Origin of the sequence: Amycolatopsis anabasis, from assembly GCF_009765355.1 — a bacterium.
Taxonomy (GTDB): domain Bacteria; phylum Actinomycetota; class Actinomycetes; order Mycobacteriales; family Pseudonocardiaceae; genus Amycolatopsis; species Amycolatopsis anabasis.
On sequence record NZ_VTHK01000004.1, the window covers coordinates 325,255 to 339,409 of the forward strand.

Sequence of the window (14,155 nt, forward strand, 5' to 3'; positions counted from 1 at the left end):
CGGCGGCCGTGAGTGGCCGAGAACATCGTTATCCTCTTTTCGCACAGCACTACCGCGCCGGCCCGATGGCCGGTACGAAGAATCATTCATCGGCTGTTACCGGTGCGGCGAATGCACGGCTCCGTTGAACGGAACGGACAATCTGCTGACGACTCCTTCGTGGTTCCATTCGATCCAAGCGGGTGAACCATTCAGATCGGCGGGTGGCAGGTCGAAGAAAAGGGTTCCGGCCAGCGCGTTGTGCGCGGCGAGCCGGGGTAGTTCGCCGAACGTGTGCGAATGGGGTTCCCATCCTTTTTCTCCCGTGGCCGCCCGCAAGGTGAATTCGCGAGCCGGCCGCACGGGACGAGTCTCGTCGCTGGTGTTGACCACCGTGACGGTGACCGCGAGCCGCTGCTCTCCCGCAGCGGGCATACCGGGCATCATCGCCGGTGGCATGGTGTATCCGGGGGCCGTACCGGACATATCGTGGTCCATTCCGGTCCAGCTGGCCGCCGTGACGCGCACGTTGACGCCGTCGTGCGTCGCCTCGGCGCCGACGACGGCCCGGGGCGGGGCGCGCAGCACGGCGACCAGCCTGCCCACCCCGAACAATCCGACCGCGACCGCGGCCAGAATCACCACGACAACCATTTTGTGGCGACTCCCGACTCGCCTTTGGACAACACGATGAGACGGCGGCGACCTGTCTTGACACCGCCATCGGAAAACCCGGAACATGGTGAACCCACCTAGCTGCCCGTAGCTGGCGGAGGCTATGCGCTCTCCGCTTGGGGACTGCCGTCGGCAGAACTCAAGCGTAAGTTGATTTCGCGATAAGGGAAGAGGGCAAAACCCCCTAAGAGTGCGCGACAGCTAAGCGTCACCCGAGTGCGGCGAACGGATATTTCGCTAGGCTGAACGGTCTACTCCGGGGTAACCCGCCATCCCCGCGCCCCGGAGGACGCGCCCGTGGGAGAAGGAACCGGATGCTGGGGTCGTGAGTGTCTGGTCCGGTTCCAACCGGCCACCGAAAACGCGCGCACTTTCGCGTACTCGGCGGCACTTTCCCACCAAGGTGCCGCCCGCACGGACCGGATCGGGGTCGGCAACCGGTCGCCGATCGGGGTCAACGTGGCAAAGACCGCCTACACGACCGGAACCAACGACAGGCGCTCAGAGCGAAGCCATGGCCTGCTCGCGTTCGCGCACTCGCGGCAGGATCTCCGCGCAGAAGTACGGCAGGCTTTCGATGTCCGGTCTGCCGTGGAAGAGGAACTGGGTGACCCCGATCCGGCGGTACTCGAAGAGGGCGTCGGTGATCCCGTCCGGGGTGCCGACCAGCGCCAGCGCGTTCGGGCCGAGGAACGGAATGGCGCCGAGCCACAGATACGGTTTCGGCCAGTCCGCCGCACCGGCGCCCAGGGTGTAGGTGGTGGTGAAGCCGATCGACTCGGCGCTCTCCTTACGGAACCGGTCCTGCACCCGCCGCGCCCGCGCCCCCGCGGATTCGATCAGCGCCCGCCCCGCCTCGATCGCCTCGTCGCGGGAGGGCCGGGCGATGATCGAGAACAGCAGGCCGGCCTCCCGGCCCGCGGCCAGCACCGGCTGGATCCGCGGCGCGATCTCCTCCGGCGTGCCGCCGATGCGCAGCAACGCATCGCCGTGCTTCACCGCCAGCCCGGCCGCCAGCTCCGAACTCCCGCCGAAGAACAGCTCCGGGCCGCGCCGGGCCCCGGCGGCGAAGGGAACCTTGACCCGGGCGCCTTCGACCCGCAGGTACCTGCCGTGGAAGTCGACCGGATCCTCGCCGTTCCACAAGGCACGGCAGACGGTCCAGAACTCGTCGCTGTAGCCGAACCGGTCGTCGTGCGAACGGAAGTCGCCGTAGGAGCGCAGCTCCTGCGAGGAGTACCCGGCGACGACGTTGATCGCGACGCGGCCACCGGTCAATGTGGACACCGTGTTCACCTGCTGGACGAGGTAGGTCGGCGAGATGATCCCCGGCCGCACCGCGACCATGAACCGCACGCGCCGGGTCGCCGTCGCGAAGTGGGTGGCCAGCGTGATCGGATCCGCCCGGTGGAACCCGATCGGCAGGAGCAGCTGATCGATGCCGCCGCGGTCCGCCAGCCGGCAGAGCTCGAGCTGGGCGTCGAGATCGGCCATCGGATCGATGTCCCGCCGGTCCTGAGCGCCCCGGGTGGCGTCGGCCGCGCCGGTTCCCGGCACGCTCCAGTGAAAACGCATCGGCTTGGCTGGCTCGAGCATGGTCAATCCCCTTTGTCTGGCCCTTCCCCGCCGGAATCCGGATCAGGTTCTGGGCAAGTAGAAGTGGTCGCGCTGGAAGTAACCGCTGCGTCCGCTGGAATCGGTGAAGACCGAGTACGCGTCCACCACGAGCAGGCGCTGGTTGAGGTATCCGGCGAGCAACACGGTCGCGAAGTCGAACCGGTAGTTCGCGCGGAAGCCGACGGCCTCGGCGGTGTCCACCCCGGAGCTGAACGCGGCGCCCGCGACCTCGCCCCAGTAACGGGGTTCCGGCCGGTCCGCCCCGAACACCCCGATCGAAAGGGCTGCTCCGCGATCGCCGATCACGATCCGGCTGATGCCGGTCGATCGTTCGTCGTAGCCGACCCATTCGCCGAGCAGCGGCCGGAGGTCCGGGGCACGGCCGGGCGGCACGAGGCGCCCGCTGCGCGGGCGATCCTTGAACCGTGTCGCCATCAACCTCCGGCACCTCCACTGGGCCGGTAGAAGAACTCGCGGCTGAAATAGTTCGACCGGCCGCTGGCGTCGGCGAAGGTGTTGAAGGTGTCGAGCACGAGAATGCCCTGTTTCGCGTAGGCGGCCAGAATCGTGTGCAGGAAACCGAAGTCGTAGGCGGCGGTGAACGCCATCGCCTCGGTGGCCGTCACCGTCGCTCCGTACACCGTGGCCGCGGTCTCGCCCCAGTCCTGGGATCCGGTGGAATCCGCGCCGAAGGTTCGGATGACGAGCGCACCATCGCGCCGGCTCAGCGTGATCCGCAGCACGCCGGTCGCGTGGTGATCCGTGGCGAACCAGGTGCCCAGCAGGGGCGCGACGTCGAGCGCACCGCCCGGCGCCGCGACGCCCTCCGGGAGCCGGTCCTCTTCCCGCAAAAAACCGAAAGTTTCCATCTATCTACCTCTGCGGAGAGTCTGCGACATCCGTCCACCGCGGGACATGGCGTCTTTCCCCTAGGCGAAAGACGCGCCACCTAAGTACGCCCAACGCCCGGGCCACCGGAAACGGGAGATCGGCACCGGCCACTTGACAGAGCCCGCTTGTGACTTTTCGACTAAATAGTCATACTTCCCGTCAACCCGGCCGTCCACTACCGCGTCCAGGCCGGCAACTGAACATGATCGCGAGTACGTGATCGGGGTGAACACGGACCGCGCGTTGCCACTCCCCATTCCCTGCAAGTGGAGGAGGAACACTTGACGCGCGTACGTCGAGCCGGAATCGGCATGCTCGGTCTCGGTATCGCCTACTTCCTTTGGTACGTCCCCTACAGCGCCCTGGCGAAGGCCATGTCCAGCGGGCTGTTCCCGGTCACGCACGGGCCGATCGGCGGCGTGGTGCTGCTGCCCGCGGCCGCCCTCGGCATGCTGTGCGCGATGCCGGTGACCCTCACCGCGCTGCGCTGGTGGAAATACGCGCGCCGCCGATCCTGGCGCGGGCTGAGCCTGCCGTGGCCCGGCCGGGAGACCGCGATGTCGGCGTTCTGGATGGCGTTGATCGTGGGCACCACCACGCTCAACTTCACCTTCCCCGGGGTGTCGATCCTGCTCATGCTCGTGCTGATGCGGATCGAGACGCTGGTGCTCTCGCCGTCGGTGGACCTGGTGCGGCGCCGGAAGATCCACCGGTACTCCCTGGTGGCCCTCGGGTTCAGCGCGCTGTCCGCGGTGGTGGCACTGTCCGATGTGGACAACTACCTGCTCACCCTCGGCGCGGTGGCCAGCCTGTCCGGCTACCTGGCGGGTTACACCGGCCGCTTCCTCATCATGAGCAGGCACGCGAAGACCGGTGACCTGGCGCGCGATCGCCGCTACTTCGTCGAGGAGCACATGACCACGCCGGTGCTCCTGCTGGCCCTGCTCGCGCTGCCCGCCCTGATCGGGCAGGGGGCCACGATGCAGGCGCTTCGCGACGGCTTCAGCACCTTCCTGGCCACCCCCGCCGCGCTGCCCGCGTTCGCGATCGGCGTGTGCTACGAGGGACTCTTCGTGTTCACCACGCTGATCTTCCTCGACCGGCGGGAATACTCCTTCTGCATGCCGGTGCACGTGTGCTCCAGCCTGCTGGCCGGCGTGGCCGCCTCGTTCGCGCTGACGGCGAGCTACGGCACCGCGCCACCGAGCGCGGCCCAGTTCGCCGCGGCCGGATGCGTCATCCTCGCCGCGTTCTCGCTGGCCTACCCGGCGATTCGCGCCAAGCTGGCCGCATCAACCACACGCGAGCGCGTGCTGCTGTTCGTCTGCGGGGGCAACGCCGTCCGGTCCCCGATGGCCGCGGCGGTCGCCAGGGCCGAACTCGCCGGGGCCGGGGTCCGCGGCTGGGCGGTGCGCAGCGCGGGCGTGTCGGTGGCCGATCCCGGCGGCGGTGTCTCGCCTCGAGCCGCCGAAGCCCTGCGGGAGCTGGACATTCCGGTCCCGGCGCACTCCGCGCGCCCGCTCACCCGGCGAATGTGCGCGGAGAGCACCACCGTCTACTGCATGACGCGAGCGCACCGCGCGGCCGCGGTGGCGATGGCGCCCGAGCTGAGCGACCGGATCGTCTGCCTGGACCCCGGCGAGGACGTCCGCGAGCCGACCGGTTCGCGAGTGTCCTATGCGGACTGCGCCCGCCGGATCCGGGAGCTGGTCCGGCGCCGGGTGCGCGAGTCGCTCGCCTGCTACCCGGCGCTCCCGGTCTCCGGAGGTTGACGGCCATGCCATTGCACGTACTCCGCGGGCACCGCGCGGCGCGGCCGGAACCGGTTCACCGCCATCGACTCGTCCGGGTATCCCACCGCGAGTCCGCAGACGATCAGCCGGTCCGCGCCGAGGCCGAGCTCGTCCCGGATGCTGTCCGCGTGCCCGGCGACGCTGTACTGCGGGCAACTGCCGAGGCCGCAGGCGACCAAGGCGAGCATGACGTTTTCCAGGAACAGGCCCATTTCCAGGAACAGTCCCGGCGGGGCGTCCGCGGGCAGGTGGAAGATCATCTCGACCGGGGCGCCGTAGAACCGGAGGTTGTCCCGGACGTGCGTCCGCCGGGCGGCCCGGTCTTCCCGGGCGATTCCCTTGGCCCGCAAGACTCCCGCCCCCGCCTCCCGCGCACGGGCCGCGGTCGTCTCGTCGGGCCGCGCCGGGCGGTTCGGGTAGTCGGGCTTCGGCTCGAGGCCGTGGTCGAAGTCCGCGCACAGCCGCCGGGCGAGCGCGTCCCGGGAACTCCCCGAAACGACCGCCACCTGCCACGGCTGACCGTTGCGCGTCGATGGCGCGTGCGCCGCGGCGCGCAGCACCTTCTCCAGCACCCGGCGCGAGACCGGCCGGTCCAGGAAACACCGCTTGCTCTGCCTAGCTCGCAGGACGGCGGAGAAGCCAGTCCAGGTAACGCCTTCCATAGCAAGGGATTGTCGCCGCGATGAACCAGCTGTCCAGAACTCGACCGATTGAGCAGACTTCCGGTGCCCGCGGACCGACCGGCTCCGCCGCGCGACGATGTTCGGTCACGGCGATCTGCACGGCCGCCGATCAATGCACCGCGCAGGAACTGCGCGCGCTGCCGAAATCGGTCAGCGGCTTGGAAATTCGCGCCGATCTGGTGGGCGATCCGGATCCCGCCGCGCTCCGCGACCGGTTCGGCGGAGAGCTCGTCTACAGCCTCCGGCCCGTCGGGACGGGCGGCGCGTTCTCGGGCGGCTCGCCGGAACGCCGGCGGCGCCTGCTCGCCGCCGCGCGGAGCTACGACGTGGTCGACCTCGACGTGGACCAGGACCTGACCCGGGAACTGCTCGCCGCCGTACCGGCCCATCGCCGCCGGATCTCCTGGCACGGCTGGCCCGAGGACCTCGCCGGTCTGCTCGGCGTCTTCCGGCGGATGTCCGCCACCCCGGCGCGCCTGTACCTGCTGGCGCCGGTGGTGAAATCCGTCGAGCAGGCCATCGCGCCACTGCGCATGCTGGAGTTGCTCGACCGCGCGGACGTCACCGCGTTCGGCGACGGGGAGTTCGGCGTCAGCGGCCGGCTGCTCGCACCGTGGTTCGGCGCGCCCGTGGTGTTCGGTCGGCTCGGCCGGGAAAGCGCGCGCGGCCTGCCCTCGATCGAGCGCCTGCTGCGGGACTACCCGTTCCCGGCGCTGCCCCGGATCGAGCGCCTGTTCGGCATCGTCGGCCGATCCGTCTTCGGCTCGCTCTCACCCCGGTTGCACAACTCGGCCTACCAGGCGCTCGGCCTGCCCGCGCTGTTCCTGCCGATGCCGACCGGCGCGTTCGCCCGTTCCTGGGCGGCGATGAACACCGGATACGAGCGGCTCGGCCTGCCGTTCGGCGGCGCGACCGTGGTCGCGCCGTTCAAGGAGGAAGCGTTGAGCATCGCGAGCACGGCGAGCACCACGGCCGCCGAGGCCGGCGCCGCCAACCTCCTGGTCCGGCAGGAAGCGAGCTGGCGGGCGCACACCACCGATCCCGCCGGTGTGGTCGGGGCACTGAAACGGGCCGGGATACCGCTGCGCGGGAGGAAGGCCGCGGTGGTCGGCTGCGGTGGCGCGGGACGAGGCGCCGCGATCGGGCTGCTGCGCGCGGGCGCGTCGCCCACCCTGGTCAACCGGGGCCAGGCGCGCGGCCGGTTCGCGGCGACGCTGCTCGGACTCGGCTACGTGCCGCTGTCCCGGTTCTCGCCGGAGGACTACTCGCTCATCGTGCACGCCACCCCCGCGTTCGACGAGCCGCCCTTCCCGCTCGGCCGGATCGCCGAGGACGCCGTGGTCGTGGACCTGCCCTACGGCACGCGGGAAACCGCGCTCTCCGCCGCCGCGCGCAAACGGCGGATCCGCCTGGTCAACGGCTGGGAAGTGCTGCTCATCGAGGTGTCCCGGCAGTTCCGCCTGATGACGGGCCGGTCCATGCCGGCCGTGACCTCGGTGGACGGCCGCGTCCAGCCGAACGCGACACCGAACCGAACCCCCATTCCTTCCCCCTGGGAGCGTGCCCGATGACCATCCACACCGACTACCGCGCGGACCTCTCGATGCTGACCGGCGCCTTCGCCCAGCGCGCCGCGGAATACGACCGCACCGCCACCTTCCCGGCACGGGATTTCGAGGACCTCTTCGCCGCCGGACTGCACGCGCCGACGGTGCCGGAAGAGTACGGCGGCATGGGCATCGGCCCGCTGCAGGGCGAAACCCACGCGCTCTGGATGATGACCAAGGAACTCGCGTCGGCGGACCTCTCCCTCGCCCGCTGCTGGGAGGGCCACGCCAACTCCCTGCTGCTCATCGACGCCCTCGGCACCGAGGCGCAGCGGTCGCGGTGGTTCGACGGCGTCGTGCGGAGCGGCGAGAAGTGGGTCGTCTGGAGCGGGGAGCCCCGGGCGGTCAAACCGGGCGAGCGGCGCCGCTTCGGCACCACGATCCGGCGCCGCGGCGACGGCTGGGTGGTGAACGGGAGCAAGGTGTTCGCCACCGGCGCCACCGGCGCGGACTGGGCGATCCTGCTGATCGACCCGGCCGGGCCGGGCGGGGCCCGGCACGCCGGACCGGACGCCGAGGTGCTGATGCTCGCCTGCCGCCTGGACGATCCCTCCATCTCGGTGGACGACTCGTGGTGGGATCCGATCGGCATGCGCGCCACGGCAAGCCATCTGCTCCGCTTCGACGACACGTACATCCCGGACGCGCAGCGGATCGGCCAGCCCGGCGACTACCTGAGCCAGGGGTGGCAGACGGCCTTCGTCCCGCACTACGCCGCGAGTTTCCTCGGCGCCGCCGAAGCGGCCCACGACTACGCGGCGGAGTACGTCCTGCGCCAGGAGAAGGGCGGCGATCCCTATGTGCAGCACCGAATCGGCGCCATGGCCCTCGCGGTGGAGACCGGCCACCTGTGGCTGAAACACGTGGCGGGCCTGTGGGATCGGGGCGACAAGGAGAAAGCGGGTCTCGCCGGCACCCAGGCGTGGTACGTGATCGAACGGGCGGCCCTGGAAACCGTGCACCACTGCGTGCGGGTGTGCGGCGCGCGCTGCCTGATCCGCCCGAGCGCGGTCGAACGGCTGCTGCGCGACCTGTCGTTCTACGTGTGCCACGACAACGAGGACCGCCTGCTCGCCACGGTCGGCCGCGCCGCGCTGGGCCAGCCCTTCGACCCCGCGTTCCACCGGTGAGTACCTAAGTAGACCGCGCACTCCTAGGAGATTCTGCGCATGTCCCGGGGTCGTGACGATGACGTAACTTCCGGCCATACCCCGTAGGTCGTATGCGGCGGGCGGCATCCGTCCCGGCACGAGGTTCACCCGCGTCAGGACCAGGGCGCGCCCGTACGGGTGTGGTGGGGCTGACGCGGGTCACCCCCCTGGAACCTCGTAGCGCGGGCGCGGAGACGTTCCGCCGCACACGGCGCCGGGGGGAACAGGAGTCGACGCCCCCTTTTGTTCCAGACCCTGTTCTCCCCGTCGCGCACCCGTCAGCGCACCGGAACCTGACTGTCCACAATGGTCTGATCGAACTCCGTGGCGCGCACCCCGATCTCGAGCCGCCAGGTACCCGCGACCGGCACGGTCACCGCGCCGGCGACGAACTGGCCGGGGCCCGTCCGGGTCAGCGGGACCGGCAGCGGGCCGATGCCCGCCGAGGGCAGGTGCAGTCGCGCGGTCACCTCGGGCACGTCCCGGTTGATCCCGCGCGCGTCCCGGACGTTCAGCACGATCTGGTTCGGGCCGACGCGGGCGGGGGCGACCCACACCTGCACGTCGCCGTTCCCGCCCAGGGAAGGCGCGCCGAGGAACGGCCCCGCGGGGAGGGCGGCGGCGCTGGGACCGTGATCGTGCCCGCCCGGCGGGGTCGCCACGAGCACCGCGGTGAGGCCGAGCACCACCACACCGATGAGCGCCTCCCACCGCACGGATCGCCGCAACGACCGCGGTGTGGCCCCGCCGGTCTTGCCCCCGGCCAGCCGGTTCCGGACCACCGATCGGGACAGCGCCGCCAGGCAGAGCAGCAACCCGAACGCGCCGACCTTGAAGACCAGCACCGAGAAGTACCGGTTCCCGGACAGCCCGCCCGCGGCCGCGAGTTCGCGCCACGCCTGCGCGAACCCGGTGGCCGCGAGGACCGCCACCGCGACCGCGGCGACGCGGGAAAACCGCGGCACGACCCGGATCGCCGTGCGGTGCGGGATTCCGCGGCCGCGCAGCACGCAGGTGACCAGGCAGGCGAGTCCGCCGAGCCACACCGACATGGCCAGCAGGTGCGCGGAATCGAGGGCGATCGCACCGGCCACGGCCGCGCCCGCGGCCGCGTGGCCGGTCGCGCTCCAGCTCACCGCCAGCGCGACGGCAAGGCCCGCGGCGAGGACGATCTCCTTGCGCGGCAGCGGATCCGCCACCTCGGTACGCGATCGGGCCAGGGCCACCCCGGCCAGCCCGAGCAGCAGGATCCGCGCGAGCACGCCGAGCCCGTAACCGGTGCCCAGGGTGTCGTACAGCAGTGCCGGGTCCACGGCGTCCGCCAGCGACGATCCGGCCATGTTGGGGCCCTGCAAGAGGAAGGCCGCCAGCGCGGAGGCCACCGACGCGATCCACCCGGTGCGGATCAGCAGGCGCAGCCGCCGATCCGCCCGCCCGGCGGGCCAGCACACGAGGACGAAACCGACCCCGCCGACCACCATCGCCAGCCCGGCGAAGCCGGTGATCCGGGAAAGCCAGAACGCGAATCCCACGGCGGCGTCCGCGCCCGCCCGCGCGCCGGAGTCGGCGAGCGGTGCGGCCCGGGCCGCACCGACGCTGAACACGAAGGCCCCGTGTATCGGGTGGGAGTCGGCGGAGACCACGCGCCACGTCACGGCGTAGACCCCGTCGCCGAGGGATTCCGGCAGGGGCACGCGCACCCGCGTGCGGTCCCCGGGCACCCCTTCGGCGGTGCTCTGGAGGAGGGCCGCACCCCGTTCGTCGAGCACGCGGAAGCCGTCCCGCACCGGGGAAACCGTCTCGCTGAAGCGCAGCACCACTTCCCGGGGCGACGTCGCGAGCTGTGCGCCGTTGGCCGGGGCGGTCTCCACCAGTTCGGCGTGGGCGGCGGCTCGCGGCGCCTGCCAGACGAGCACACCGCAAGCCAGCGCGGCGACCACCAGCACGCGCCCCGGGCGGGGCAACCGGATGAGCACCTGCCTCAGTCCTCGATGAGGCCGAGATCGCGGGCCGCCGCGATCGCCGCCGCCCGGCTGTGCACCCGGAGCTTGCGGAACAGGTTGCTCTGCAGGTTTTCCACGGTGCGCACGGAGATCCCGAGTTCCCGCGCGGTCTGTTTCGTGGTGCGGCCGTTGCCGATCGAGGTGAGGATCTCCTTTTCCCGCGGGGTCAGCGCGAGCTTCCAACGCTGCCAGCCGCCGTCCAGCGTCGGCCGCGACGGGCCGGCCAGCGCCTGGACCTGGTTCATGTTCACCAGGAGATAGCCCTGACTCGCGGCGAGGACCGCGGCGGCGAGCAGGTCGTCGATCCTGGCCGCCGGAATGATCGTGACGCCGCGGGCCAGCGCGACGGCGATCTCCTGGTGGCTGGGCTCCCCGCCGGCCACCACGACCAGTTCGCCCGGCCGCCCGGAGCCGGCTTTCCAGTCCGCGTCCGCCTCGTTGATCAGGACGGTGACCGGCCCCGGCTGCTCGTGGTCGCCGGGCGAACTCGCTTCCCCGGTGAGCACCGGAACGCAATGCTCGTCCAGGATCGCCCGCACGCGATCGGTGTGCGCGCCGGTCGGGTCGAGCAGCACCACGCTCGCCCCGGAACGCCGCCCGGCCACGGCCGCCACCGGGGCCGTGGTGGGCAACAGGCTGAGCCGCACCGCGCTGGCCGCCGCGTGGGCCTGGTTGTGCACCTCCAGCTTGGTGAAGATCCGCTGTTTGTGGTTCTCCACCGTGTGCTGGCTGATCCCGAGTTCGTACGCGATCTCCTTGGGCGAATAGCCGGCGCTGATCAGGTACAGCACCTGCTGCTCCCGTTCGGTCAGGACGTCCCGCTGCGTGCGTGCCGCCTCGACCGGCAGCGCCGCCGCCCGGACGGTGTGGAACAGCGCTTCCAGCCCGCTGGTGTAGGAAACCAGGGCGCTCACCCCCGAGTTGTAGGCGCGCAGGACGTACGCCATCGGCAGCGAAGCGTGCACCCCGATCATGCGGATCCGGCGGTCGGACTGGCGGAGCCGCTCGACCAGACGCTCATTGCTCCACCGCGTCGCGTCCGCTTCGAACACGGCGACCGACGGCTTTCGAAGATTGCAGAGCCGGATCAGCTCTGGTCCGGAAGGGGCGGTACCCACGAGATTGATACCCGGCTGGCGTAACAGATGCTCGGCCAGCAACTCGCGGAGCAATCGATTCTCATGCTGCAGGACAACGCGCAAAGGCTGATGCACAGCCATGGCACACCTCGGTCCAGGAATAAATACCGAACCGGCGTCGCCGGTGGCAATGCAGGGGTCCGGGCGACGTCGGTTTCCAGCTTGCTTGGCGGCCCTCGACAGCCTTCAAGCTGGGTATAATCGTGCCACATCACATGACAGGTTGGTCTAGACCAAGTGGCGTAGAAACCCCTTCCCCGCGCCGTAATATTCGGCGACGGGTGCCGCCGCGGCGCCCGAACTCCGGTTCCCCACAGCGAGATCGCCTTGTTGAACCCGGCGGCGATCGACTTCGTGTCAGCCAATGGGGGCTGTCCCAACAGACCGAGGAGGAAGGTGCATGGATTCCCAACGCAAACGCCGGGCCGTGATCAGCACGCTGGTGGCCGCCCCGCTGGCGATCGGACTGGCCGCCGCGCCCACCGCGTCGGCGACCACCGACGTCAACCCGCCCACACCGCCGACCGAGCTCCGGACGGTCGGCTCGTTCGGCGGCCAACCCGTCCTCACCTGGAACCCGTCCACTGACGATTCCGGCGCGATCGACTGGTACAGCATCCGGGTGGACGGCTCGCAGGCGCGGCGGGACCTCGAACAGCAGCGGATCCTGCGCGTTTACGATCTGCTCCAGTTCGACCATGTTGTGCGCGGCCACACCTACACGATCACGATCGTGGCGTTCGACGAGGCGGGCAATCGCTCCGCGCCGAGCAATCCAGTGCGAGTGACAGTGGTCTAGGAAGTGTTTCGGCAGCCCTGGTGACCACAACCGCCGGCGCGGCCGGCGGCATTCTGGGCCGCGGCCGAGGCCCAGAATGCCGCCCGGCAAAGCCGGTCCCGATTCACACGACCGGTTCCCATTCTTGATTCCCATTCTTTCCCCGTTCCACGGGAAATGTGAAATCGATTCAAAGCCGGGTGGCGAGTTCGCGGCGCCCGAGCCCCACCGGGCGGCGCGGGCGCTGCCCGGGCTCCTGCTGGCCCTGCTGGCGAGCGTGCTGTCCCTGACGGCCGTCGCCAACGCGCTGCCGTCCATCCTCACCGACCTCGACGGCACCCCGGGCCAGTTCGCCTGGGTGGTCACCGCGGCGCTGCTCGCCGCGACGGCGACGACCCCGATCTGGGGCAAACTGGCCGACCTGTTCAGCAAGAAACTGCTCTACCAGCTGGCCATCGTCCTCTTCACCGCCGGTTCGGCGCTCGCCGGAGCCGCGCGCTCGATGGACGAGCTGATCACCCTCCGCGCGCTGCAAGGCATCGGCATCGGCGGGTTGCAGGCGCTGGTGCAGGTGGTGCTCGGGGCCCTGATCCCGCCGCGGGACCGGGGACGCTACGCCGGCTACCTCAGCGCGACCGCCGCGGCCGGCACGGTGTCCGGCCCGCTCATCGGCGGCTTGGTCGTCGACTCCCCGCTGGGCTGGCGATGGTGTTTCTGGGGCTGCGTGCCGATCGCGGCGCTGGCCTTCCTCGTGCTCGGCAGGACCCTGCGCCTGCCGATCGCGCGCCGCGAGGTCAAGATCGACTGGCTGGGCGCCGTCCTGCTGGTCGGCGGCGCGACGCTGTCGCTGGTCTGGGTTTCCCTGGCGGGCAAGCGGTTCGGCTGGCTGTCCTGGCCGTCCGCGTGCCACCTCGGCGGCGCCGCGGTCGCGCTGGCCCTGGCGGTGCTCGTCGAACGGAAGGCGCGCGAGCCGGTGGTGCCGCTGCGCCTGTTCCGGGAACGCACCTTCGCCCTGTCCGTGCTGGGCTCGTTCACGGTCGGCACCGCGATGCTCGCGGGCGCGGTGTTCCTCGGACCGTATCTCCAGATCGCCCGCGGCTTCTCGCCCACGCGCACCGGCCTGATGACGGCCCCGCTGGTCGCCGGCACGGTCCTCTCGTCGACCCTCGCCGGTCGGGTCATCGCCCGAACCGGCAAGGCCAAGCCGTGGCTGGTCGGCGGAACCGTGGTGCTGCTCGCCGGCCTCGGGCTGCTGAGCACCATCGACCACACCACGGATCTCGCCTGGGTGGGCCTGTTCCTCGGCCTGACGGGGCTCGGTCTCGGCGGCCTGACGCAGAACCTGGTGCTGGTCGCCCAGAACACCGTCGGCATGGCGGACCTGGGCACGGCGACCTCGGCGATCCCGTTCTTCCGCCACCTCGGCGGCTCGGCCGGTATCTCGGTGCTCGGCACCGTGCTGGCCGGGCACCTCGCCGAGGCGGGGACGAGCCTGCCCGCGGCCTACGGGGACGCGATCGGCCTGCTCTTCCTGATCACCTGCTGCATCACGGTGGTCACCCTCGTCTCGATGCTCCTGATCAAGGAAACCCCGCTGCGCACCGAGAGGTCGTGAGTGTGCGGACCGGTTCTAACCGGTCCGAACACTCACGACCCTGCTTGTGGAGCCGGCTAGGGGGCTCGAACCCCTGACCTTCTGTTTACAAGACAGATGCTCTACCAACTGAGCTAAACCGGCATGCCGCCCCGTGTGCCGATCTTCGCAGGTCGGCGGGAGGCGGGGCCATCGTAGCAATGGCCGCTTGGGTCGCGGGCCGACAGCCTCCGCCATACCTTGAT

General features: G+C 70.6%; 12 protein-coding genes and 1 tRNA gene. 5 read left to right on the top strand and 8 right to left on the bottom strand.

The genetic code is table 11. The features are described 5' to 3' along the window. Nucleotides 1–96 precede the first annotated feature (96 nt). The 4 genes from FXO23_RS07740 to FXO23_RS07755 all read right to left on the bottom strand — a co-directional run bounded on the left by FXO23_RS07740 (nt 97) and on the right by FXO23_RS07755 (nt 3,140). Nucleotides 97–624, bottom strand: a complete 528-nt coding sequence (locus FXO23_RS07740; RefSeq protein WP_158882269.1) for a hypothetical protein — start codon at nt 622–624, stop codon at nt 97–99. A gap of 531 nt (nt 625–1,155) precedes the next feature. Next, nucleotides 1,156–2,250: an LLM class flavin-dependent oxidoreductase gene (locus FXO23_RS07745; RefSeq protein ID WP_158882271.1), complete on the bottom strand. Its 1,095-nt coding sequence runs from the start codon at nt 2,248–2,250 to the stop codon at nt 1,156–1,158. A 42-nt stretch (nt 2,251–2,292) separates the two neighbouring features. Further along, on the bottom strand, nt 2,293–2,706 hold the full coding sequence (locus tag FXO23_RS07750) for a hypothetical protein (RefSeq protein ID WP_158882273.1): 414 nt from the start codon (nt 2,704–2,706) through the stop codon (nt 2,293–2,295). Continuing rightward, nucleotides 2,706–3,140 (bottom strand): hypothetical protein, encoded by a 435-nt coding sequence (locus FXO23_RS07755; protein WP_158882275.1) that lies wholly within the window; start codon nt 3,138–3,140, stop codon nt 2,706–2,708. The genes FXO23_RS07750 and FXO23_RS07755 overlap by 1 nt, the downstream gene beginning before the upstream one ends. A 303-nt stretch (nt 3,141–3,443) precedes the next feature. On the opposite strand from FXO23_RS07755, the gene FXO23_RS07760 reads away from it, so the two are divergent. Then, nucleotides 3,444–4,934 (top strand): arsenate reductase/protein-tyrosine-phosphatase family protein, encoded by a 1,491-nt coding sequence (locus FXO23_RS07760; RefSeq protein ID WP_158882277.1) that lies wholly within the window; start codon nt 3,444–3,446, stop codon nt 4,932–4,934. Here the strand turns inward: FXO23_RS07760 and FXO23_RS07765 are convergent. Next, nucleotides 4,904–5,617, bottom strand: coding sequence for a nitroreductase (locus FXO23_RS07765; protein ID WP_158882279.1), 714 nt, complete (start codon nt 5,615–5,617; stop codon nt 4,904–4,906). The genes FXO23_RS07760 and FXO23_RS07765 overlap by 31 nt on opposite strands. A 20-nt stretch (nt 5,618–5,637) precedes the next feature. On the opposite strand from FXO23_RS07765, the gene FXO23_RS07770 reads away from it, so the two are divergent. Beyond that, the gene (locus tag FXO23_RS07770) at nt 5,638–7,209 is read left to right on the top strand and encodes a type I 3-dehydroquinate dehydratase (protein ID WP_158882281.1); all 1,572 of its coding nucleotides are present in this window, start codon (nt 5,638–5,640) and stop codon (nt 7,207–7,209) included. Continuing rightward, entirely contained in the window at nt 7,206–8,375 is a 1,170-nt protein-coding gene (locus FXO23_RS07775) for an acyl-CoA dehydrogenase family protein (RefSeq protein ID WP_158882283.1), read from the top strand. The genes FXO23_RS07770 and FXO23_RS07775 overlap by 4 nt, the downstream gene beginning before the upstream one ends. A 299-nt stretch (nt 8,376–8,674) precedes the next feature. Here FXO23_RS07775 and FXO23_RS07780 read toward each other — a convergent pair whose 3' ends face one another. Continuing rightward, a complete protein-coding gene (locus tag FXO23_RS07780) occupies nt 8,675–10,372 on the bottom strand; it encodes a copper resistance CopC/CopD family protein (protein WP_158882285.1) in 1,698 nt (565 codons plus the stop codon). 5 nt (nt 10,373–10,377) lie between these two features. Continuing rightward, complete coding sequence (locus FXO23_RS52205) at nt 10,378–11,451, bottom strand: helix-turn-helix transcriptional regulator (RefSeq protein ID WP_281356483.1); 1,074 nt, start codon at nt 11,449–11,451, stop codon at nt 10,378–10,380. 487 nt (nt 11,452–11,938) lie between these two features. On the opposite strand from FXO23_RS52205, the gene FXO23_RS07790 reads away from it, so the two are divergent. Continuing rightward, a complete protein-coding gene (locus FXO23_RS07790) occupies nt 11,939–12,337 on the top strand; it encodes a fibronectin type III domain-containing protein (RefSeq protein ID WP_158882289.1) in 399 nt (132 codons plus the stop codon). A 124-nt stretch (nt 12,338–12,461) separates the two neighbouring features. Continuing rightward, nucleotides 12,462–13,931, top strand: a complete 1,470-nt coding sequence (locus tag FXO23_RS07795) for an MFS transporter (protein WP_343034458.1) — start codon at nt 12,462–12,464, stop codon at nt 13,929–13,931. A 47-nt stretch (nt 13,932–13,978) separates the two neighbouring features. On the opposite strand, the gene FXO23_RS07800 is transcribed toward FXO23_RS07795, so the two are convergent. Next, nucleotides 13,979–14,054 (bottom strand) — tRNA-Thr (locus FXO23_RS07800). Between the last annotated feature and the right edge of the window lie 101 nt (nt 14,055–14,155).